The sequence below is a fragment of the Streptomyces polyrhachis genome (genome assembly GCF_042663125.1).
In the GTDB taxonomy this organism is placed as follows: Bacteria; Actinomycetota; Actinomycetes; order Streptomycetales; family Streptomycetaceae; genus Streptomyces; species Streptomyces polyrhachii.
This window is the reverse complement of the sequence record NZ_JBHSZO010000016.1, coordinates 58905-80417: the sequence shown is the minus strand read 5'-3', so window position 1 is coordinate 80417 and position 21513 is coordinate 58905. Positions and strand designations below refer to the sequence as shown.

The window sequence follows — 21513 nt, the reverse complement described above, 5'->3', positions numbered from 1 at the left end:
CCTCGGCAGCGGCATCCGCGTTCCCCACCGACTTCGGTGCGGGAAGGGGATGCGGTAAGTTGAGGACCACAAAGGGTCGTAGCTCAATTGGTAGAGCACTGGTCTCCAAAACCAGCGGTTGGGGGTTCAAGTCCCTCCGGCCCTGCTGCACGTAGCCGTTCGGCGGCCACGGCGCGCCTAAGCAGTCAGTAACACCACGCGGCTGCCGCCGCGTGGACAGCGATGCACATCGCCGTGCGGCTCAACCGGGCGCGGCACGGCCACGACCCGGGATCAGGTGAGGACGCAGTGACGGAAGCCGTGGGCTCCACCGCAACACCTGAGCGCCCCGACGGCGACACGAAGCCGGCCCGCAAGGGCGGCAAGCGTGCCAAGAAGGGCCCGCTCGCCCGCCTGGGGCTGTTCTACCGCCAGATCATCGCGGAGCTGCGCAAGGTCGTCTGGCCGACGCGCCGACAGCTCTCGACGTACACCACGGTCGTCATCGTCTTCGTTGTCATCGTCATCGGTCTCGTGACCGTGATTGACTTGGGTATGACCGAAGCCATGAAGTGGGTCTTCGGCTGACCCCTTCGCGTAGTCCCTTGAGTACCAGGAAGAAGCAGCCACGTGTCTGACCCGAACCTGAACGACGCAGTCGACGCCCCTGAGGGCGAGGAGGCTGCGGTGGTCGCCGACATCGAGGGCGACGGCGCCGAGCAGGTCGAGGCAGAGGACGAGTCCACCGCTGCCGACGCCGGGGAGCGCGTCGAAGCCGAGTCGGCGGACGAGGAGTCCGTCGAGGTCGAGACCGACGAGACCGAGATCACCGAGGCTGACGCCGAGGGCGACGAGGCCGACGAGGTCGAGGTCGTCGAGGCTGCGGAGACCGCGCCGGTCGACCCGGTCGAGGCCCTCCGCCAGGAGCTGCGCTCCCTGCCCGGCGAGTGGTACGTCATCCACACCTACGCGGGCTACGAGAAGCGCGTGAAGGCCAATCTCGAGCAGCGTGCCGTCTCGCTCAACGTCGAGGACTTCATCTACCAGGCCGAGGTGCCCGAGGAAGAGATCGTCCAGATCAAGAACGGCGAGCGCAAGAACGTCAAGCAGAACAAGCTCCCCGGCTACGTCCTGGTCCGCATGGACCTGACGAACGAGTCCTGGGGCGTCGTGCGCAACACCCCCGGTGTCACGGGCTTCGTCGGCAACGCCTACGACCCCTACCCGCTGACCCTGGACGAGATCGTCAAGATGCTCGCCCCGGAGGCCGAGGAGAAGGCCGCCCGCGAGGCGGCCGAGGCCGAGGGCCGGCCGGCGCCGTCGCGCAGGCTGGAGATCCAGGTCCTGGACTTCGAGGTCGGCGACTCGGTCACCGTCACGGACGGCCCGTTCGCCACGCTCCAGGCGACGATCAACGAGATCAACCCGGACTCCAAGAAGGTCAAGGGCCTGGTGGAGATCTTCGGCCGGGAGACCCCGGTCGAGCTCTCCTTCGACCAGATCCAGAAGAACTGATCCGGACCCGCTCCTCCCAGCGCCCCGGGCGCGGCACCTGCCGCGTACCGGGGCGCTGTGCGTGCCCCCGCACCCCGCCTGACCTGTTCCGACCTTCCTGATTTCGTTTACCGGGGTGGCCTCGGCTATCGTGGTGCGGTATGCCATCTGCCGGATGAATCATCCGTATGCCACTCACAGGCGCAGTTGGCTGTCTCACAGAGAACACTCTCGTTCAAGACCCGGAGAGAGCATGCCTCCCAAGAAGAAGAAGGTCACGGGGCTTATCAAGCTCCAGATCAACGCCGGCGCAGCCAACCCGGCTCCGCCGGTGGGCCCCGCGCTGGGTCAGCACGGCGTGAACATCATGGAGTTCTGCAAGGCCTACAACGCCGCGACCGAGTCGCAGCGCGGCATGGTCGTGCCGGTGGAGATCACGGTCTACGAGGACCGCTCCTTCACCTTCGTGACCAAGACCCCCCCGGCGGCCAAGCTGATCCTCAAGGCCGCGGGTGTGGAGAAGGGCTCCGGCGAGCCGCACAAGACCAAGGTCGCCAAGATCACGGCCGACCAGGTCCGCCAGATCGCCGAGACCAAGATGCCCGACCTCAACGCCAACGACATCGACGCCGCGTCGAAGATCATCGCCGGCACCGCCCGTTCCATGGGCATCACCGTCGAAGGCTGACACACCCCCATCCCCGTGGCAGGGCCGGCGCTGGCCCGTGGACCACGAACTCCGCAAGACACCAGGAGACAGCAGTGAAGCGCAGCAAGACTCTCCGCGCGTCGGACGCCAAGATCGACCGCGAGCGGCAGTACGCCCCCCTCGAGGCCGTCCGCCTCGCCAAGGAAACCTCGCCGACCAAGTTCGACGGCACCGTCGAGGTCGCCTTCCGCCTGGGCATCGACCCGCGCAAGGCCGACCAGATGGTCCGTGGCACCGTGAACCTTCCGCACGGCACCGGTAAGACCGCCCGGGTCCTGGTCTTCGCGACCGGTGACCGTGCTGCGGCCGCGGAGGCCGCGGGCGCCGACATCGTCGGCTCCGACGAGCTCATCGACGAGGTCGCCAAGGGCCGCCTGGACTTCGACGCCGTCGTCGCCACCCCGGACCTCATGGGCAAGGTCGGCCGCCTGGGCCGCGTGCTCGGTCCCCGTGGCCTGATGCCGAACCCGAAGACCGGCACCGTGACCCCGGACGTGGCCAAGGCCGTGACCGAGATCAAGGGCGGCAAGATCGAGTTCCGCACCGACAAGCACTCGAACCTCCACTTCATCATCGGCAAGGCCTCTTTCGATGAGACGAAGCTGGTCGAGAACTACGCCGCCGCGCTGGACGAGGTTCTTCGTCTGAAGCCGTCGGCTGCCAAGGGCCGCTACATCAAGAAGGCCACCATCACCACCACGATGGGCCCCGGCATCCCGCTCGACCCGAACCGCACCCGCAACCTCCTCAACGAGGAGCCGGTTGCCTGAGCAGCGGTTCTGCTCTGACAAAGGTCCGGGCCCGCTCCCCCGTCCGGGGAGCGGGCCCGGACCTTTGTGCTTTCGTACGGCCACGGGGCCTCTGCGCTTATCGCCTGGAGCGCTGTCACAGGGGTGGGCTACGGTGTGGCGAGTCATGAAGGCAACCAGCTGTGAAGTCCGTGGGGGACACGTGAAGTCTGTGATCCGTAGGAAGACCGCCGCCGCGCTCCTGGCCGGTGCACTGCTCTGCGGTGGTGCCGCCGCCTGCTCCAAGGACGAGCCCAAGGGCACGTCGGCGAACAGCCAGGAGGGCGGCGCCAAGCCTGCGGACGTCTCGCCGGCCGCCGCGGTGGACAAGGCCGTGAAGAAGGGTGAGGCGATCGCCTCGCTCACGTACAAGATCAAGGGCACGATGGCGGAGGGATCGATGGCCGGTGACGGCGCGGTCGATCTGAAGAAGCGCGTCATGGCCATGAAGATGAAGGTCAAGGCCGGCGCCGAAGGCGGGGGCGAGATCGAGTTCCGGCTGGTCGGCGAGGCGATGTACATGCGCGTCGATGAGCAGGGCGGCACCGAGAAGTGGATGAAGTTCGACCTGGGGAACCTCCCCGACGGGCAGAACCCGCTCGACGGCATGAGCACCGCCCAGGACCCGACGGCCGGTACGGCCGGCATGCGGGCGGCCAAGGACCTGAAGAAGGTCGGCGAGGAGACGGTCGAAGGGGTGGAGACCACCCATTACACCGGCACCGTGACGCTCGACCAGCTGCGCGCCGAGCTGAAGAGTGACGACGCCAAGGCCTTCGACGACTTCGGGAAGGAAGGCGTCGACAAGCTCACGATGGACATGTGGATCGACGGTGAGGACAACACCAAGCAGTTCCGTATGCGGGGGGACAGCAAGAAGGGCCCCCTCGACATGACCTTCGTCTTCGGCGAGATCAACCAGCCCGTGACGGTCGAGGTGCCGCCCGCCTCCAAGGTCATGGACCTGAAGGAACTCTCCGGCAGCTGACGGCAGTTGAGGGTGTCGGCCGGTGTCCCGAGTGGGGCGCCGGCCGCCCCGTCCGGGTGGATTTGCTCCCGGGCCGTCCCGTCGCGTACGCTTCCACCGAAGCCAAAGACCGCTGGTCGTTGCCGTGCCCGCCAGGGCGTGGTGGCCGAAGGATCCGCTCAGCAGCGGACGACCCGCGCAGGTGACCGTGGAGTGACTCCCGGGTCCGTTTCAGGATTCGGTCGAGTAACGCCCCGTGCGCCTGCGCCGGGGCGTTTCGTATGTGAGGCCCCCCTCCTTCCGTCGATCGAGCGGTCACGCAATCACCCGGAAGGAGGCCGAGGCTCATGGCGAAGCCCGACAAGGCCGCCGCGGTTGCCGAGCTGACGGACATGTTCCGCAGCTCCAACGCCGCCGTGCTGACCGAGTACCGCGGTCTCACCGTGTCGCAGCTCAAGCAGCTGCGTCGTTCGCTCGGTGAGAACGCCCAGTACGCCGTGGTGAAGAACACGCTGACCAAGATTGCGGCCAACGAGGCCGGGATCACCTCGCTCGACGACTACTTCGCTGGTCCGACGGCAGTTGCCTTCGTCACCGGTGACCCGGTGGAGTCGGCGAAGGGTCTTCGTGACTTCGCCAAGGAGAACCCGAATCTCATCATCAAGGGCGGTGTCCTTGACGGTAAGGCGCTGACCGCCGATGAGATCAAGAAGCTTGCGGACCTCGAGTCCCGCGAGGTTCTGCTGTCCAAGCTGGCCGGTGCCTTCAAGGGGAAGCAGTCGCAGGCTGCGTCCCTCTTCCAGGCCCTGCCCTCGAAGCTCGTCCGCACCGTGGACGCTCTTCGCGCCAAGCAGGACGAGCAGGGCGGTGCCGAGTAATTCGGCTCGCTTTCTGATCCCCGCCGCCTGAGCGCGGCGGAGGTCGCAGCGGGCCCGACGTACGCCCGCCACACCCCGTACATCCGGCACCTGCCGAATTAGTGGAAGGACGCCATCATGGCGAAGCTCACCCAGGACGAGCTGCTCGCGCAGTTCGAGGAGATGACCCTCATCGAGCTCTCCGAGTTCGTGAAGGCCTTCGAGGACAAGTTCGACGTCACCGCCGCCGCGGCCGTCGCCGTCGCCGGCCCCGCCGTGGGCGGCCCCGCCGCCGAGGCCGTCGAGGAGCAGGACGAGTTCGACGTCATCCTCACCGGTGCCGGCGACAAGAAGATCCAGGTCATCAAGGTCGTGCGCGAGCTGACCTCCCTCGGCCTGAAGGAGGCCAAGGACCTCGTGGACGGCGCCCCCAAGCCCGTCCTCGAGAAGGTCGCCAAGGAGGCCGCCGAGAAGGCTGCCGAGTCCCTCAAGGGCGCCGGCGCCTCCGTCGAGGTCAAGTGACCTCGCGAGTCTTCTGACTCCTCAGGGAGACCGCCTCCGGCGCAGGCCGGAGCGTGGCTCCCAGCGAAGGGCGATCACCCACCCGGGTGGTCGCCCTTCGGCGTTCCCCTCGCGGGGTCCTTGCCCGCAGCCGGGCGGTCTGTATGGTGATCTCCGTTGACGTGAGACGCCTCTACGGAGGTGGGACGCGGGCGGGGGCCTTGACGAACCGCACGCGGCGCGCAATTCTCAGGTCGTCACATCGGTCCGTATCCGAGGCATGGATCGGTGCTGGAGTGGGAAGTACTCGCTCGGGCACACCGCACACACCGCACAGGCGCGGCAGGCAGGCGCAGGACCGCAGGACGCGACCCGCTTCGAGGCGGGTCCCGGAGGACGAGCGGAACACGAGGGGAGAGGTTGGCACTGCCAATCTCGAGAGTGCCGAGCACTCAGGACTGGACATCAGTGGGCCATGTGGCTACACTGACCCTTTGCGCTGCCTGTTAGCTGCCCCCTGCCCGTCACCAGGGGCATCTCCACGCTCAAGCACTGCCGTCCGGACTGCTCCCATCAGGGCATTCCTGCGGCTTGCAGGGACGTGGGACCGGTATGCGCGTAGTGAGTCCGAGCCCTCGGAAGGACCCCCTCTTGGCCGCCTCGCGCACCGCCTCGACTTCATCCACGAACAACGGCGCCAGCACCGCCCCGCTGCGTATTTCCTTCGCGAAGATCAAGGAGCCCCTCGAGGTTCCGAACCTCCTTGCGCTGCAGACCGAGAGCTTCGACTGGCTCCTCGGGAACGACGCCTGGAAGGCTCGGGTCGAGGCGGCCCTGGAAAGCGGACAGGACGTCCCCACGAAGTCGGGTCTGGAGGAGATCTTCGAAGAGATCTCCCCGATCGAGGACTTCTCCGGGTCGATGTCGCTGACGTTCCGCGACCACCGTTTCGAGCCCCCGAAGAACTCCATCGACGAGTGCAAGGACCGCGACTTCACCTACGCGGCCCCGCTCTTCGTCACCGCCGAGTTCACCAACAACGAGACCGGCGAGATCAAGTCCCAGACGGTCTTCATGGGCGACTTCCCGCTCATGACCGACAAGGGCACGTTCTGCATCAACGGCACCGAGCGTGTCGTGGTCTCGCAGCTGGTCCGGTCGCCCGGCGTCTACTTCGACAGCCAGATCGACAAGACCTCCGACAAGGACATCTTCACCGCCAAGATCATCCCCTCCCGGGGTGCCTGGCTGGAGATGGAGATCGACAAGCGCGACATGGTCGGTGTCCGCATCGACCGCAAGCGCAAGCAGTCGGTGACCGTGCTGCTCAAGGCGCTCGGTTGGACCACCGAGCAGATCCTCGAGGAGTTCGGGGAGTACGAGTCGATCCGCGCCACCCTGGAGAAGGACCACACCCAGGGCCAGGACGACGCGCTGCTCGACATCTACCGCAAGCTGCGTCCGGGCGAGCCCCCCACCCGTGAGGCCGCGCAGACGCTGCTCGAGAACCTCTACTTCAACCCCAAGCGCTACGACCTGGCCAAGGTCGGCCGCTACAAGGTCAACAAGAAGCTCGGCGGGGAGGAGCCGCTCGACGCGGGCGTGCTCACCACCGACGACATCATCAACACCATCAAGTACCTGGTGAAGCTGCACGCCGGCGAGACCGAGACGGTCGCGCCGAACGGGCAGACGATCGTCGTCGAGACCGACGACATCGACCACTTCGGCAACCGCCGCCTGCGCAACGTCGGCGAGCTGATCCAGAACCAGGTGCGTACGGGCCTCGCCCGTATGGAGCGCGTGGTGCGCGAGCGGATGACGACCCAGGACGTCGAGGCGATCACGCCGCAGACCCTGATCAACATCCGGCCGGTCGTCGCCTCCATCAAGGAGTTCTTCGGCACCAGCCAGCTCTCGCAGTTCATGGACCAGACCAACCCGCTGTCGGGTCTGACCCACAAGCGCCGCCTGTCGGCGCTGGGCCCGGGCGGTCTGTCCCGTGAGCGGGCGGGCTTCGAGGTCCGTGACGTGCACCCCTCGCACTACGGCCGCATGTGCCCGATCGAGACCCCCGAAGGCCCGAACATCGGCCTGATCGGCTCGCTCGCCTCCTACGGCCGGGTCAACGCCTTCGGCTTCGTGGAGACCCCGTACCGCAAGGTCGAGAACGGTGTCGTCACGGACAAGGTGGACTACCTCACGGCCGACGAGGAGGACCGCTTCGTCATCGCGCAGGCGAACGCCCCGCTGACGAACGAGAACACCTACGAGGAAGCCCGCGTCCTGGTGCGCCGCCGCGGCGGCGAGGTCGACTACGTGCCCGGCACGGAGGTCGACTACATGGACGTCTCGCCGCGCCAGATGGTGTCGGTCGCGACCGCCATGATCCCGTTCCTGGAGCACGACGACGCCAACCGCGCGCTCATGGGATCGAACATGATGCGCCAGGCCGTGCCGCTCATCAAGGCCGAGGCCCCGCTGGTCGGCACCGGCATGGAGTACCGCTGCGCGGTCGACGCCGGCGACGTCATCAAGGCCGAGAAGGACGGTGTGGTCCAGGAGGTCTCCGCGGACTACGTCACGGTCGCCAACGACGACGGCACGTACACCACCTACCGGGTGGCCAAGTTCTCCCGCTCCAACCAGGGCACCTCCTTCAACCAGAAGGTCGTCGTGGACGAGGGCGCACGGGTCATCGAGGGCCAGGTCCTCGCCGACGGTCCGTCCACCGACGAGGGTGAGATGGCCCTCGGCAAGAACCTCCTCGTGGCGTTCATGCCGTGGGAGGGCCACAACTACGAGGACGCGATCATCCTGTCGCAGCGCCTCGTGCAGGACGACGTCCTCTCCTCGATCCACATCGAGGAGCACGAGGTCGACGCCCGTGACACCAAGCTCGGCCCCGAGGAGATCACCCGGGACATCCCGAACGTCTCCGAGGAGGTCCTCGCGGACCTGGACGAGCGCGGCATCATCCGTATCGGTGCCGAGGTCGTCGCCGGCGACATCCTGGTCGGCAAGGTCACGCCCAAGGGCGAGACCGAGCTGACCCCGGAGGAGCGCCTGCTGCGCGCGATCTTCGGTGAGAAGGCCCGTGAGGTCCGCGACACCTCGCTGAAGGTCCCGCACGGCGAGATCGGCAAGGTCATCGGCGTGCGCGTCTTCGACCGCGAGGAGGGCGACGAGCTGCCGCCCGGTGTGAACCAGCTGGTGCGCGTGTACGTGGCGCAGAAGCGCAAGATCACCGACGGTGACAAGCTCGCCGGCCGCCACGGCAACAAGGGCGTCATCTCCAAGATCCTGCCGGTCGAGGACATGCCGTTCCTGGAGGACGGCACCCCGGTCGACATCATCCTCAACCCCCTCGGTGTCCCGTCCCGGATGAACCCGGGCCAGGTCCTGGAGATCCACCTCGGCTGGCTCGCCAGCCGCGGCTGGGACGTCTCCGGTCTCAGCGAGGAGTGGGCGCAGCGCCTGCAGGCCATCGAGGCCGACCAGGTCGCCCCCGGCACCAACGTCGCCACCCCCGTCTTCGACGGTGCGCGTGAGGACGAGCTGGCGGGTCTGCTGCAGCACACCATCCCGAACCGCGACGGCGACCGCATGGTCCTCCCGACCGGCAAGGCGCACCTGTTCGACGGCCGCTCCGGCGAGCCGTTCCCGGAGCCGGTCTCCATCGGCTACATGTACATCCTCAAGCTCCACCACCTGGTGGACGACAAGCTCCACGCGCGCTCCACCGGCCCGTACTCCATGATCACTCAGCAGCCGCTGGGTGGTAAGGCGCAGTTCGGCGGCCAGCGCTTCGGTGAGATGGAGGTGTGGGCGCTGGAGGCTTACGGCGCCGCCTACGCCCTCCAGGAGCTGCTCACGATCAAGTCCGACGACGTCACGGGCCGCGTGAAGGTCTACGAGGCGATCGTCAAGGGCGAGAACATCCCCGAGCCCGGGATTCCCGAGTCCTTCAAGGTGCTCATCAAGGAGATGCAGTCGCTGTGCCTCAACGTGGAGGTGCTGTCCTCGGACGGCATGTCCATCGAGATGCGCGACACCGACGAGGACGTCTTCCGCGCGGCGGAGGAGCTCGGCATCGACCTGTCCCGGCGCGAGCCGAGCAGCGTCGAAGAGGTCTGACGGGTTGGCCGGCCGGACCCCTTCGTCCGGCCGGCTCTCCCCGGACCCGTACAGACCATTGATTGACTAGACCCTGAGAGGGATTGACGCATAGTGCTCGACGTCAACTTCTTCGACGAGCTGCGGATCGGCCTGGCCACCGCGGACGACATTCGGACCTGGTCGCACGGCGAGGTCAAGAAGCCCGAGACCATCAACTACCGCACCCTCAAGCCGGAAAAGGACGGGCTCTTCTGCGAGAAGATCTTCGGTCCGACCCGGGACTGGGAGTGCTACTGCGGTAAGTACAAGCGTGTCCGCTTCAAGGGCATCATCTGCGAGCGGTGTGGCGTCGAGGTCACCCGCGCGAAGGTGCGCCGTGAGCGGATGGGCCACATCGAGCTTGCCGCTCCCGTCACGCACATCTGGTACTTCAAGGGCGTTCCGTCGCGGCTGGGCTACCTGCTCGACCTCGCCCCGAAGGACCTGGAGAAGGTCATCTACTTCGCCGCCTACATGATCACGTGGGTGGACGAGGAGCGCCGCCAGCGCGACCTGTCGTCGCTGGAGGCCAACATCTCCGTCGAGCGCCAGCAGATCGAGCAGCGCCGCGACGCGGACCTCGAGGCCCGCGCCAAGAAGGCCGAGACCGACCTGGCCGAGCTTGAGGCCGAGGGTGCCAAGGCCGACGTGCGCCGCAAGGTGCGCGAGGGCGGCGAGCGCGAGATGAAGCAGATCCGCGACCGGGCCCAGCGCGAGCTGGACCGCCTGGACGAGGTCTGGAGCCGCTTCAAGAACCTCAAGGTCCAGGACCTGGAGGGCGACGAGCTGCTCTACCGCGAGCTGCGCGACCGCTTCGGCACGTACTTCTCGGGCGGCATGGGCGCCGCGGCGCTGCAGAAGCGCCTGGAGTCCTTCGACCTCGACGAGGAGGCCGAGCGCCTCCGCGAGATCATCCGTACGGGCAAGGGCCAGAAGAAGACCCGCGCCCTGAAGCGGCTGAAGGTCGTCTCCGCGTTCCAGACGACCCGCAACAGCCCCAACGGCATGGTCCTGGACTGCGTCCCGGTCATCCCGCCGGACCTGCGTCCGATGGTGCAGCTGGACGGTGGCCGCTTCGCGACCTCCGACCTGAACGACCTGTACCGCCGCGTCATCAACCGCAACAACCGCCTGAAGCGGCTTCTCGACCTCGGCGCGCCCGAGATCATCGTGAACAACGAGAAGCGCATGCTCCAGGAGGCCGTCGACGCGCTCTTCGACAACGGCCGCCGCGGCCGCCCGGTCACGGGCCCCGGCAACCGTCCGCTGAAGTCGCTGTCCGACATGCTCAAGGGCAAGCAGGGCCGCTTCCGGCAGAACCTGCTCGGCAAGCGGGTCGACTACTCGGCGCGTTCCGTCATCGTCGTCGGCCCGCAGCTGAAGCTGCACCAGTGCGGTCTGCCCAAGGCCATGGCGCTGGAGCTCTTCAAGCCGTTCGTGATGAAGCGCCTGGTGGACCTGAACCACGCGCAGAACATCAAGAGCGCCAAGCGCATGGTCGAGCGCGGCCGCACCGTGGTGTACGACGTCCTCGAAGAGGTCATCGCCGAGCACCCGGTGCTGCTGAACCGCGCGCCCACCCTGCACCGCCTGGGTATCCAGGCCTTCGAGCCGCAGCTGGTCGAGGGCAAGGCCATCCAGATCCACCCGCTCGTGTGCACCGCGTTCAACGCGGACTTCGACGGCGACCAGATGGCGGTGCACCTGCCGCTGTCGGCGGAGGCGCAGGCCGAGGCCCGCATCCTGATGCTGTCCTCGAACAACATCCTCAAGCCCGCCGACGGCCGTCCGGTGACGATGCCGACCCAGGACATGGTCCTCGGTCTGTTCTTCCTCACCACCGACGGCGAGCTGCGCGACACCAAGGGCGAGGGCCGCTCCTTCGGCTCCACGGCCGAGGCGATCATGGCCTTCGACGCTGGCGAGCTGGCGCTGCAGTCCCGGGTCGACATCCGCTTCCCCGTCGGCACGGTCCCGCCCCGCGGCTGGACCCCGCCGGCGCCGGAGGAGGGCGAGGAGCAGGACTGGCAGCCGGGCGACCCGTTCCGCCTGAACACCACCCTGGGCCGCGCGCTCTTCAACGAGCTGCTGCCCGAGGACTACCCGTTCGTCGACTACCCGGTCGGCAAGAAGCAGCTCTCCGAGATCGTCAACGACCTCGCCGAGCGCTACCCGAAGGTCATCGTGGCGGCGACGCTCGACAACCTGAAGGCGGCCGGCTTCCACTGGGCCACCCGCTCCGGTGTCACCGTGGCGATCTCCGACGTCATCGTCCCCGAGGCGAAGAAGGCGATCATCGCCGGGTACGAGGCGCAGGACGAGAAGGTCCAGAAGCAGTACGAGCGCGGTCTGATCACCAAGGACGAGCGCACGCAGGAGCTCATCGGCATCTGGACCAAGGCGACCAACGAGGTCGCCGAGGCCATGAACGCGAACTTCCCGAAGACGAACCCCATCTTCATGATGGTCGACTCGGGTGCGCGCGGAAACATGATGCAGATGCGTCAGATCGCCGGTATGCGCGGTCTGGTGTCCAACGCCAAGAACGAGACCATCCCGCGTCCGATCAAGGCGTCCTTCCGCGAGGGCCTGTCCGTGCTGGAGTACTTCATCTCCACGCACGGTGCCCGCAAGGGTCTGGCGGACACCGCCCTGCGTACCGCCGACTCGGGTTACCTGACCCGTCGTCTGGTGGACGTCTCGCAGGACGTCATCATCCGCGAGGAGGACTGCGGCACCGAGCGCGGTCTGAAGCTCCCCATCGCCGTCCGCGGCGAGGACGGGGTGCTGCGCAAGACCGACGACGTCGAGACCTCCGTGTACGCCCGCTGCCTCGCCGAGGACATCGTCGTGGACGGGAAGGTGCTGGCCCCGGCCGGCACCGACCTGGGCGACGTGCTCATCGACGAGCTGGTCAGGCACGGTGTCGAGGACGTCAAGGTCCGCTCCGTGCTCACCTGCGAGTCGGCGGTCGGCACCTGCGCGATGTGCTACGGCCGCTCGCTGGCCACCGGCAAGCTGGTCGACATCGGTGAGGCGGTCGGCATCATCGCCGCCCAGTCCATCGGTGAGCCCGGTACCCAGCTGACGATGCGTACCTTCCACACCGGTGGTGTGGCCGGTGACGACATCACCCAGGGTCTGCCCCGTGTCGTCGAGCTCTTCGAGGCCCGTACGCCCAAGGGTGTCGCCCCGATCTCCGAGGCCGCCGGCCGCGTGCGGATCGAGGAGACCGAGAAGACCAAGAAGCTCGTCGTCACTCCCGACGACGGCTCCGAGGAGACGGCGTTCCCCATCTCCAAGCGCGCCAAGCTCCTGGTGCGCGAGGGAGACCACGTGGAGGTCGGCCAGCCGCTGACCTTCGGTGCGACCAACCCGCACGACGTGCTGCGCATCCTCGGCCAGCGCGCCGTCCAGGTCCACCTGGTCGGCGAGGTCCAGAAGGTCTACAACTCGCAGGGCGTGTCGATCCACGACAAGCACATCGAGATCATCATCCGGCAGATGCTGCGCCGGGTGACGATCATCGAGTCCGGCGACGCGGAGCTGCTGCCGGGCGAGCTGGTCGAGCGCGGCAAGTTCGAGACCGAGAACCGCCGTGTGGTGGCCGAGAGCGGCCAGCCCGCCTCCGGCCGTCCGCAGCTGATGGGTATCACCAAGGCCTCGCTGGCCACGGAGTCCTGGCTGTCGGCGGCGTCCTTCCAGGAGACGACGCGAGTGCTCACGGACGCGGCGATCAACGCCAAGTCCGACTCGCTCATCGGCCTCAAGGAGAACGTCATCATCGGCAAGCTCATCCCGGCCGGTACGGGCCTGTCCCGCTACCGCAACATCCGGGTGGAGCCCACCGAGGAGGCCAAGGCCGCGATGTACTCGACCGTCGGCTACGACGACATCGACTACTCGCCCTTCGGCTCCGGCTCCGGCCAGGCGGTCCCGCTGGAGGACTACGACTACGGTCCGTACAACGGCTGACGCGTGCGTCCCGTGCGGGGGCGGTCCCGGGTTTCGACCCGGGGCCGCCCCCGCGGCGTTTCGGGGGAACCCGAAGCGGCGTTCCCGGCGTTCTATGGTGGGAGAGACGCGTAGCAGGCAAGGGGTGGCCCACGGGCCCCGGGGGAGGTTCGGCAGGTGTCGATGCAGCCGTACGGCCAGGGCGGCCACTCCCCGTCGATGCGCGCCTCGGACGCGGACCGCGAGCGCACGGTGGACGTGCTGCGGGCCGGCTTCGCCGAGGGGCGGCTCAGCAAGGTCGAGTACGACGAGCGGGTCGGCCTGGTCTTCCGGGCGCAGACCTACGGGGAGCTGCACCGGCTGGTGGGCGACCTCCCGCAGGGGCCCCTGCCCGGAATGGGCGCGCCGGGCTACGGACCGTCGCGCTTCGGGATGCAGATGCCGCTGCCCCCGCCCGTACGCAAGACGAACAGCACGGCGACCGCCTCGCTGATCCTCGGCGTCCTCAGCCCCATGACGTGCGGTGTCACGGGCATCCCGGCGGCGATCACGGGCCATGTGGCCCGGCGTGAGATTCGTCGCACGGGGGAGGGCGGCGAGGGCATGGCGCTGGCCGGGATCATCCTGGGCTGGCTGACGGTCGCCTCGTACGTGCTGGTCATCCTCGCGGCGATCCTCGACGGGATGTGAGGCGGCCGCCGGGTCGGATGCCGCCGAATGCCGTATCGAGGGGTGGGACCCCTGACGTTTTGACCCAGGGGGATGCTATAGGTACGCTCTGACCTTGTGCCTGGGGTGTCCCCGGGTTTCCGCGCGCGCTCAGGCGAGTCCGCACGGGACGCCCGAGGAGTGACGCCCTAAAAGCCGAGTGCACACTCCCCGCTGCCGGCCAAGCAGCAGGGGCACCGGTTTGCGACACACCCGACCGCGTGGGTCGGGCGAGAGTCGGTCTTCACAGACACATCCCCAGGTTAGTTTTACCGAGATGGCACACAGAAACCGGAGAAGTAGTGCCTACGATCCAGCAGCTGGTCCGCAAGGGCCGGCAGGACAAGGTCGAGAAGAACAAGACGCCCGCGCTCGAGGGTTCGCCCCAGCGCCGCGGCGTCTGCACGCGTGTCTTCACCACCACCCCGAAGAAGCCGAACTCTGCCCTGCGGAAGGTCGCGCGTGTGCGTCTGACCTCGGGCATCGAGGTCACGGCCTACATCCCGGGTGAGGGTCACAACCTGCAGGAGCACTCGATCGTGCTCGTGCGCGGTGGCCGTGTGAAGGACCTGCCGGGTGTTCGCTACAAGATCATCCGCGGCTCCCTCGACACGCAGGGCGTCAAGAACCGTAAGCAGGCTCGCAGCCGCTACGGCGCCAAGAAGGAGAAGTAAGAATGCCTCGTAAGGGCCCCGCCCCGAAGCGCCCGGTCATCATCGACCCGGTCTACAGCTCCCCCCTGGTGACGTCCCTCATCAACAAGGTGCTCCTGCACGGCAAGCGCTCCACCGCCGAGCGCATCGTGTACGGCGCCATGGAGGGCCTGCGCGAGAAGACCGGCAACGACCCGGTCATCACGCTCAAGCGCGCGCTCGAGAACGTCAAGCCGGCCATCGAGGTCAAGTCCCGCCGTGTCGGCGGCGCGACCTACCAGGTGCCGATCGAGGTCAAGCCGGGCCGCTCCTCGACGCTGGCCCTGCGCTGGCTCGTGGGCTACTCCCGCGCCCGTCGCGAGAAGACCATGACCGAGCGCCTCATGAACGAGCTGCTCGACGCCTCGAACGGTCTGGGCGCCTCCGTCAAGCGACGCGAGGACACCCACAAGATGGCCGAGGCGAACAAGGCCTTCGCGCACTACCGCTGGTAGTCGACACCCCCGTATACGAGAGAGAAGACTGAGCCAAGATGGCCACCACTTCGCTTGACCTGGCCAAGGTCCGCAACATCGGGATCATGGCCCACATCGACGCGGGCAAGACGACGACCACCGAGCGGATCCTGTACTACACCGGTGTCTCGTACAAGATCGGTGAGGTCCACGACGGCGCTGCCACGATGGACTGGATGGAGCAGGAGCAGGAGCGCGGCATCACGATCACGTCCGCCGCGACGACCTGCCACTGGCCGCTCAACGACGTCGACTACACCATCAACATCATCGACACTCCGGGCCACGTCGACTTCACGGTCGAGGTGGAGCGCTCGCTGCGCGTCCTGGACGGTGCTGTGACGGTGTTCGACGGGGTGGCCGGCGTGGAGCCCCAGTCGGAGACGGTGTGGCGCCAGGCGGACCGCTACGGCGTGCCGCGGATCTGCTTCATCAACAAGCTCGACCGGACCGGTGCCGAGTTCCACCGCTGCGTCGACATGATCGAGGACCGCCTCGGCGCGACCCCGATCGTGATGCAGCTGCCCATCGGCACCGAGATGGACTTCCGCGGCGTGGTCGACCTCGTCCGCATGAAGGCCCTGGTCTGGTCGGCCGACACCGCCCTCGGTGAGAAGTACGAGGTCGTCGACATCCCGGACACGCACATCGAGGCGGCGGACGAGTACCGCGGCAAGCTCCTCGAGACCGTGGCCGAGAACGACGAGGAGATGATGGAGCTGTACCTCGAGGGCGTCGAGCCCACCGAGGAGCAGCTGTACGCGGCGATCCGCCGGGTCACCATCAACTCCGGCAAGGGCGACGGCGCCACCGTCACCCCCGTCTTCTGCGGTACCGCGTTCAAGAACAAGGGTGTCCAGCCCCTGCTCGACGCGGTCGTGCGCTACCTGCCCTCTCCGATCGACATCGAGGCCATCGAGGGCCACGACGTCAGCGACCCGGAGAAGGTCATCCTGCGCAAGCCGTCCGAAGAGGAGCCGATGTCGGCGCTGGCGTTCAAGATCGCCAGCGACCCGCACCTCGGCAAGCTCACCTTCGTCCGGATCTACTCCGGTCGCCTGGAGGCGGGTTCCGCGGTCCTGAACTCCGTGAAGGGCCGCAAGGAGCGGATCGGCAAGATCTACCGGATGCACGCCAACAAGCGTGAGGAGATCGAGTCGGTGGGCGCCGGCGACATCGTCGCCGTCATGGGTCTGAAGCAGACCACCACCGGTGAGACCCTCTGCGACCCGGCGAAGCCCGTCATCCTCGAGTCCATGGACTTCCCGGCCCCGGTGATCCAGGTCGCCATCGAGCCGAAGTCCAAGGGCGACCAGGAGAAGCTCGGCACGGCGATCCAGCGCCTGGCCGAGGAGGACCCCTCCTTCAAGGTGCACACCGACGAGGAGACCGGTCAGACGATCATCGCCGGCATGGGCGAGCTTCACCTCGACATCCTCGTGGACCGTATGCGCCGCGAGTTCAAGGTCGAGGCGAACGTCGGTAAGCCGCAGGTGGCCTACCGTGAGACGCTTCGCAAGCCGGTCGAGCGCCTGGACTACACCCACAAGAAGCAGACCGGCGGTTCCGGTCAGTTCGCGAAGGTGCAGATCGCGCTCGAGCCTCTCGAGGGCGACGGCTACGAGTTCGAGAACAAGGTCACCGGTGGCCGTATCCCGCGGGAGTACATCCCGTCCGTGGACGCCGGTTGCCAGGAGGCCATGGAGTTCGGCATCCTCGCGGGCTACCCGCTCACGGGTGTCAAGGTCATCCTTCTCGACGGTGGCTACCACGAGGTCGACTCCTCCGAGATGGCCTTCAAGATCGCCGGTTCGATGGCCTTCAAGGAGGCCGCCCGCAAGGCCAGCCCGGCCCTGCTCGAGCCGATGATGAAGGTCGAGGTCACGACGCCCGAGGACTACATGGGCGATGTGATCGGCGACATCAACTCCCGCCGCGGTCAGATCCAGTCCATGGAGGACCGCCACGGCGCCAAGCTCGTCACGGGCCTGGTTCCGCTGTCGGAGATGTTCGGTTACGTGGGTGACCTGCGCAGCAAGACCTCTGGTCGCGCAAGCTACTCCATGCAGTTCGACTCCTACGCCGAGGTTCCCAGGAACGTCGCGGAGGAGATCATCGCGAAGGCCAAGGGCGAATAACCCTTAGGCTGTAGCAAAAGGGCTTACGGGGCGATCCGCCGCAGGTCATCCGGTCGTACGACCAGGTGGCCCGCGGCGGGCCCCGGCAGCCGGCCCCCAGCAAAAGTTCACCTGGCGCCGATGAGTAGAGGCGTACAGAACCACTCCACAGGAGGATCCCGTGGCGAAGGCGAAGTTCGAGCGGACTAAGCCGCACGTCAACATCGGCACCATCGGTCACATCGACCACGGTAAGACGACCCTTACCGCTGCGATCACCAAGGTGCTGCACGACGCGTACCCCGACCTCAACGAGGCCTCGGCGTTTGACCAGATCGACAAGGCTCCTGAGGAGCGTCAGCGCGGTATCACGATCTCGATCGCGCACGTCGAGTACCAGACGGAGGGCCGCCACTACGCCCACGTCGACTGCCCCGGTCACGCTGACTACATCAAGAACATGATCACCGGTGCGGCGCAGATGGACGGCGCCATCCTGGTGGTCGCCGCCACCGACGGCCCGATGCCGCAGACCAAGGAGCACGTGCTCCTGGCCCGCCAGGTCGGCGTCCCCTACATCGTCGTCGCGCTGAACAAGGCCGACATGGTGGACGACGAGGAGATCCTGGAGCTCGTCGAGCTCGAGGTCCGTGAGCTCCTCACCGAGTACGAGTTCCCGGGCGACGACCTTCCCGTCGTCAAGGTCTCCGCTCTGAAGGCGCTCGAGGGCGACAAGGAGTGGGGCCAGACGGTCCTCGACCTGATGGCCGCCGTCGACGAGTCGATCCCGACGCCCGAGCGTGACGTCGACAAGCCGTTCCTCATGCCCGTCGAGGACGTCTTCACGATCACCGGTCGTGGCACCGTCGTCACCGGTCGTATCGAGCGTGGTGTCCTGAAGGTCAACGAGACCGTCGACATCATCGGCATCCGTCCGGAGAAGACCACCACCACGGTCACCGGCATCGAGATGTTCCGCAAGCTGCTCGACGAGGGCCAGGCCGGTGAGAACGTCGGTCTGCTCCTCCGTGGCATCAAGCGCGAGGACGTCGAGCGCGGCCAGGTCATCATCAAGCCGGGGTCGGTCACGCCGCACACCGAGTTCGAGGCGACCGCGTACATCCTGTCCAAGGACGAGGGTGGCCGTCACACGCCGTTCTTCAACAACTACCGTCCGCAGTTCTACTTCCGGACGACCGACGTGACCGGTGTCGTGCACCTCCCCGAGGGCACCGAGATGGTCATGCCGGGCGACAACACCGACATGCGCGTTGAGCTGATCCAGCCCATCGCCATGGAGGAGGGCCTGAAGTTCGCCATCCGTGAGGGTGGGCGTACGGTCGGCGCCGGTCAGGTCACGAAGATTCTCAAGTGACCCTCCGCGTGTAGGCGCGTTGCTGGGACCCCGTTCCACCGGATCACCTCCGGTGGGGCGGGGTTCCCGGCGTTTGGGGTGTGCGGGGGTCGGCTGGTTGCGTTGCGCTGCGGGGGCTTCGCCCCCGGCCCCCCGAATCGCCGCTTCGCGGCTCTGGCCTCAAACGCCGGCCGGGCTTCATCGGCGCTTCGCGCCTCGGCCTCGCTGCATCCGATGGCGGGTTCCGCCCGCGGGCCGGCCGGGCTGGGAGTGGTGCTTCGCGTCTGGCTTCAAGCGTCGGTCGGGCTGGGAGTGGTGCTTCGCGTCTGGCTTCAAGCGCCGGTCGGGCCGGGTGCGCTGCGTGGTGGGTGGGGGAGGAGTGGGCTGTGCCTCGTTGGTGGGCGTACGCCGTGATATAGGGCCGATTGGCGTCGGTCCGCCGGTGTATGGCACACTAGCCAGGTTGCTCGGTTGGCTGCCGATGCTGCGCGCCTCCCGCCGGGAGGACCGGAAGCGAGTCCCAGTGCATTCGTCGTCCCTTGTCAGGGGCGGAAATGCGGGAATCTTCCGGGAAGCGTGGGCGGGGCTCCAGCCAGGCTCCGGTGGGATCGTCCCCCACATCCCCCCTTGGGAAACTTCCCCGGGGTGGAGTACGGGGAGGATGGCGACACGCCCGACCGCGTGGGTCGGCGAAAGCGTTCACCGGACCAGAGCGAGATGAGAGACAGGACTCTGCTGAGATGGCGGGACAGAAGATCCGCATCCGGCTCAAGGCCTACGACCACGAGGTCATCGACTCTTCGGCGAAGAAGATCGTCGAGACGGTGACCCGTACTGGTGCGTCGGTCGCGGGCCCGGTGCCGCTCCCCACCGAGAAGAACGTGTACTGCGTCATCAAGTCGCCGCACAAGTACAAGGACTCGCGCGAGCACTTCGAGATGCGCACGCACAAGCGCCTGATCGACATCCTCGACCCGACTCCGAAGACCGTTGACTCTCTGATGCGACTCGACCTCCCGGCCGGTGTCGACATCGAGATCAAGCTCTGAGGCGGGTGAACGAGAAGATGGCTAAGCAGATCAAGGGCATCCTGGGCGAGAAGCTCGGCATGACGCAGGTCTGGGACGAGAACAACCGCATCGTCCCCGTCACCGTCGTCAAGGCCGGCCCCTGCGTCGTGACCCAGGTGCACACCGCTGACAAGGACGGCTACGACTCCGTCCAGATCGCCTTCGGCGAGATCGACCCGCGCAAGGTGAACAAGCCCCTCAAGGGCCACTTCGCCAAGGCCGACGTCACCCCCCGCCGCCACCTCGTCGAGGTCCGGACGAACGACGCCTCCGAGTACACGCTCGGTCAGGAAGTCACGGCCGAGGTCTTCGAGTCCGGCATCAAGGTCGACGTGACCGGCAAGAGCAAGGGCAAGGGCTTCGCCGGCGTCATGAAGCGTCACGGCTTCGCCGGTGGCAAGGCCTCGCACGGCGCCCACCGCGTGCACCGCAAGCCGGGCTCGATCGGTGGCTGCGCCACCCCGGGTCGCGTCTTCAAGGGTATGAAGATGGCCGGCCGCATGGGCAACGAGCGCGTCACCACCCAGAACCTGACCGTCCACGCCGTTGACGCGGAGAAGGGCCTCATCCTGATCAAGGGTGCGGTTCCTGGTCCGAACGGCGGCCTCGTCCTGGTCCGTACTGCGGCCAAGGGGGCCTGAGGTAACCGATGAGCACCATTGACATCCTTTCGCCCGCTGGCGACAAGGCCGGTAGCGTCGAGCTCCCCTCGGAGATCTTCGACGCCAAGGTCAGCATTCCGCTGATCCACCAGGTCGTCGTCGCGCAGCTGGCCGCGGCCCGTCAGGGCACGCACAAGACCAAGACCCGCGCAGAGGTCCGAGGCGGCGGCCGCAAGCCGTACCGCCAGAAGGGCACCGGTCGCGCCCGTCAGGGTTCGACCCGCGCACCGCAGTTCGCCGGCGGTGGCGTCGTCCACGGCCCGCAGCCGCGTGACTACTCGCAGCGGACGCCCAAGAAGATGAAGGCCGCCGCCCTGCGCGGTGCCCTCACCGACCGGGCCCGCCACAACCGCATCCACGTCATCACCGGCGTGGTCGACGGCGCGGTGTCCACCAAGGCCGCCAAGAGCCTGCTCGGCAAGATCAGCGACCGTAAGAACGTCCTGCTGGTCATCGAGCACGGCGACGAGGCCGCGTGGCTCTCCGCCCGCAACCTGCCCGACGTCCACATCCTGGATGCCGGTCAGCTGAACACCTACGACGTGCTCATCTCCGACGACGTGGTCTTCACCCAGGCTGCTTTCGAGCGTTTCGTGGCCGGCCCCGTTGCCGCCGCGAAGGCTGTCGCGACCGAGGCTGAGCTCGATGGGAGCGACGCCTGATGAGTGAGACCACCACGGCGACCGTCACCAGCAAGACCTACACGGACCCCCGTGACATCCTGCTGAAGCCGGTCGTCTCCGAGAAGAGCTACGCGCTGCTCGACGAGAACAAGTACACGTTCATCGTCGACCCGCGTGCCAACAAGACCCAGATCCGGCAGGCCGTCGAGGCGGTCTTCCAGGTCACCGTCACTGGCGTGAACACGATCAACCGGCAGGGCAAGCGCAAGCGCACCCGCACCGGCTTCGGCAAGCGCGCGAACACCAAGCGCGCCATCGTGACCCTCGCCGAGGGCGACCGTATCGACATCTTCGGCGGTCCGGCCTCCTAACGGAGGCAGGACCGTCCGATATCGGACGAGGAC

The 21513-nt window shown here is 67.2% G+C and carries 18 protein-coding genes and 1 tRNA gene; all 19 read left to right on the top strand.

The window, feature by feature from the left end; genetic code table 11:
- The first annotated feature begins 72 nt into the window (after positions 1 to 72).
- The 19 genes from ACFQLX_RS12435 to rplW all read left to right on the top strand — a co-directional run bounded on the left by ACFQLX_RS12435 (position 73) and on the right by rplW (position 21480).
- A tRNA-Trp gene (locus ACFQLX_RS12435) sits at positions 73 to 145 on the top strand.
- A 143-nt stretch (positions 146 to 288) separates the two neighbouring features.
- The gene (gene secE / locus ACFQLX_RS12430; RefSeq protein ID WP_386414455.1) at positions 289 to 567 is read left to right on the top strand and encodes a preprotein translocase subunit SecE; all 279 of its coding nucleotides are present in this window, start codon (positions 289 to 291) and stop codon (positions 565 to 567) included.
- Positions 568 to 609: 42 nt separating this feature from the next.
- Complete coding sequence (gene nusG / locus ACFQLX_RS12425) at positions 610 to 1494, top strand: transcription termination/antitermination protein NusG (protein WP_386414454.1); 885 nt, start codon at positions 610 to 612, stop codon at positions 1492 to 1494.
- A 232-nt stretch (positions 1495 to 1726) separates the two neighbouring features.
- Positions 1727 to 2161 (top strand): 50S ribosomal protein L11, encoded by a 435-nt coding sequence (gene rplK / locus ACFQLX_RS12420; RefSeq protein ID WP_386414453.1) that lies wholly within the window; start codon positions 1727 to 1729, stop codon positions 2159 to 2161.
- Between the two features lie 74 nt (positions 2162 to 2235).
- Positions 2236 to 2952: a 50S ribosomal protein L1 gene (gene rplA, locus ACFQLX_RS12415; protein WP_386414451.1), complete on the top strand. Its 717-nt coding sequence runs from the start codon at positions 2236 to 2238 to the stop codon at positions 2950 to 2952.
- Positions 2953 to 3133: 181 nt separating this feature from the next.
- A complete protein-coding gene (locus ACFQLX_RS12410; RefSeq protein WP_386414449.1) occupies positions 3134 to 3958 on the top strand; it encodes an SCO4651 family lipoprotein in 825 nt (274 codons plus the stop codon).
- A 326-nt stretch (positions 3959 to 4284) separates the two neighbouring features.
- A complete protein-coding gene (gene rplJ / locus ACFQLX_RS12405) occupies positions 4285 to 4815 on the top strand; it encodes a 50S ribosomal protein L10 (RefSeq protein ID WP_386414447.1) in 531 nt (176 codons plus the stop codon).
- A 117-nt stretch (positions 4816 to 4932) separates the two neighbouring features.
- Positions 4933 to 5316, top strand: a complete 384-nt coding sequence (rplL, locus tag ACFQLX_RS12400; protein ID WP_386414445.1) for a 50S ribosomal protein L7/L12 — start codon at positions 4933 to 4935, stop codon at positions 5314 to 5316.
- A 630-nt stretch (positions 5317 to 5946) separates the two neighbouring features.
- Positions 5947 to 9432 carry a DNA-directed RNA polymerase subunit beta gene (gene rpoB / locus ACFQLX_RS12395; protein ID WP_386414444.1) on the top strand — a complete coding sequence of 1162 codons (3486 nt, stop codon included), beginning with the start codon at positions 5947 to 5949 and terminating at the stop codon, positions 9430 to 9432.
- Positions 9433 to 9525: 93 nt separating this feature from the next.
- The gene (locus tag ACFQLX_RS12390) at positions 9526 to 13428 is read left to right on the top strand and encodes a DNA-directed RNA polymerase subunit beta' (protein WP_386414442.1); all 3903 of its coding nucleotides are present in this window, start codon (positions 9526 to 9528) and stop codon (positions 13426 to 13428) included.
- 162 nt (positions 13429 to 13590) lie between these two features.
- Positions 13591 to 14097, top strand: coding sequence for a DUF1707 and DUF4190 domain-containing protein (locus tag ACFQLX_RS12385; protein ID WP_386414497.1), 507 nt, complete (start codon positions 13591 to 13593; stop codon positions 14095 to 14097).
- A 320-nt stretch (positions 14098 to 14417) separates the two neighbouring features.
- A complete protein-coding gene (gene rpsL / locus ACFQLX_RS12380) occupies positions 14418 to 14789 on the top strand; it encodes a 30S ribosomal protein S12 (protein ID WP_003948652.1) in 372 nt (123 codons plus the stop codon).
- Positions 14790 to 14791: 2 nt separating this feature from the next.
- Positions 14792 to 15262, top strand: coding sequence for a 30S ribosomal protein S7 (gene rpsG, locus ACFQLX_RS12375; protein ID WP_386414441.1), 471 nt, complete (start codon positions 14792 to 14794; stop codon positions 15260 to 15262).
- Positions 15263 to 15300: 38 nt separating this feature from the next.
- Positions 15301 to 17421, top strand: a complete 2121-nt coding sequence (gene fusA, locus ACFQLX_RS12370) for an elongation factor G (RefSeq protein WP_386414440.1) — start codon at positions 15301 to 15303, stop codon at positions 17419 to 17421.
- Between the two features lie 160 nt (positions 17422 to 17581).
- Positions 17582 to 18775 (top strand): elongation factor Tu, encoded by a 1194-nt coding sequence (tuf, locus tag ACFQLX_RS12365; RefSeq protein WP_386414439.1) that lies wholly within the window; start codon positions 17582 to 17584, stop codon positions 18773 to 18775.
- A 719-nt stretch (positions 18776 to 19494) separates the two neighbouring features.
- Positions 19495 to 19803 (top strand): 30S ribosomal protein S10, encoded by a 309-nt coding sequence (rpsJ, locus tag ACFQLX_RS12360; RefSeq protein WP_003948644.1) that lies wholly within the window; start codon positions 19495 to 19497, stop codon positions 19801 to 19803.
- A gap of 17 nt (positions 19804 to 19820) precedes the next feature.
- Complete coding sequence (gene rplC, locus ACFQLX_RS12355) at positions 19821 to 20465, top strand: 50S ribosomal protein L3 (RefSeq protein WP_386414438.1); 645 nt, start codon at positions 19821 to 19823, stop codon at positions 20463 to 20465.
- Positions 20466 to 20473: 8 nt separating this feature from the next.
- The gene (gene rplD / locus ACFQLX_RS12350) at positions 20474 to 21148 is read left to right on the top strand and encodes a 50S ribosomal protein L4 (RefSeq protein WP_386414437.1); all 675 of its coding nucleotides are present in this window, start codon (positions 20474 to 20476) and stop codon (positions 21146 to 21148) included.
- The gene (gene rplW, locus ACFQLX_RS12345) at positions 21148 to 21480 is read left to right on the top strand and encodes a 50S ribosomal protein L23 (RefSeq protein WP_386414436.1); all 333 of its coding nucleotides are present in this window, start codon (positions 21148 to 21150) and stop codon (positions 21478 to 21480) included. Before rplD ends, rplW begins: the two co-directional genes overlap by 1 nt.
- The last annotated feature ends 33 nt before the right edge of the window (positions 21481 to 21513 follow it).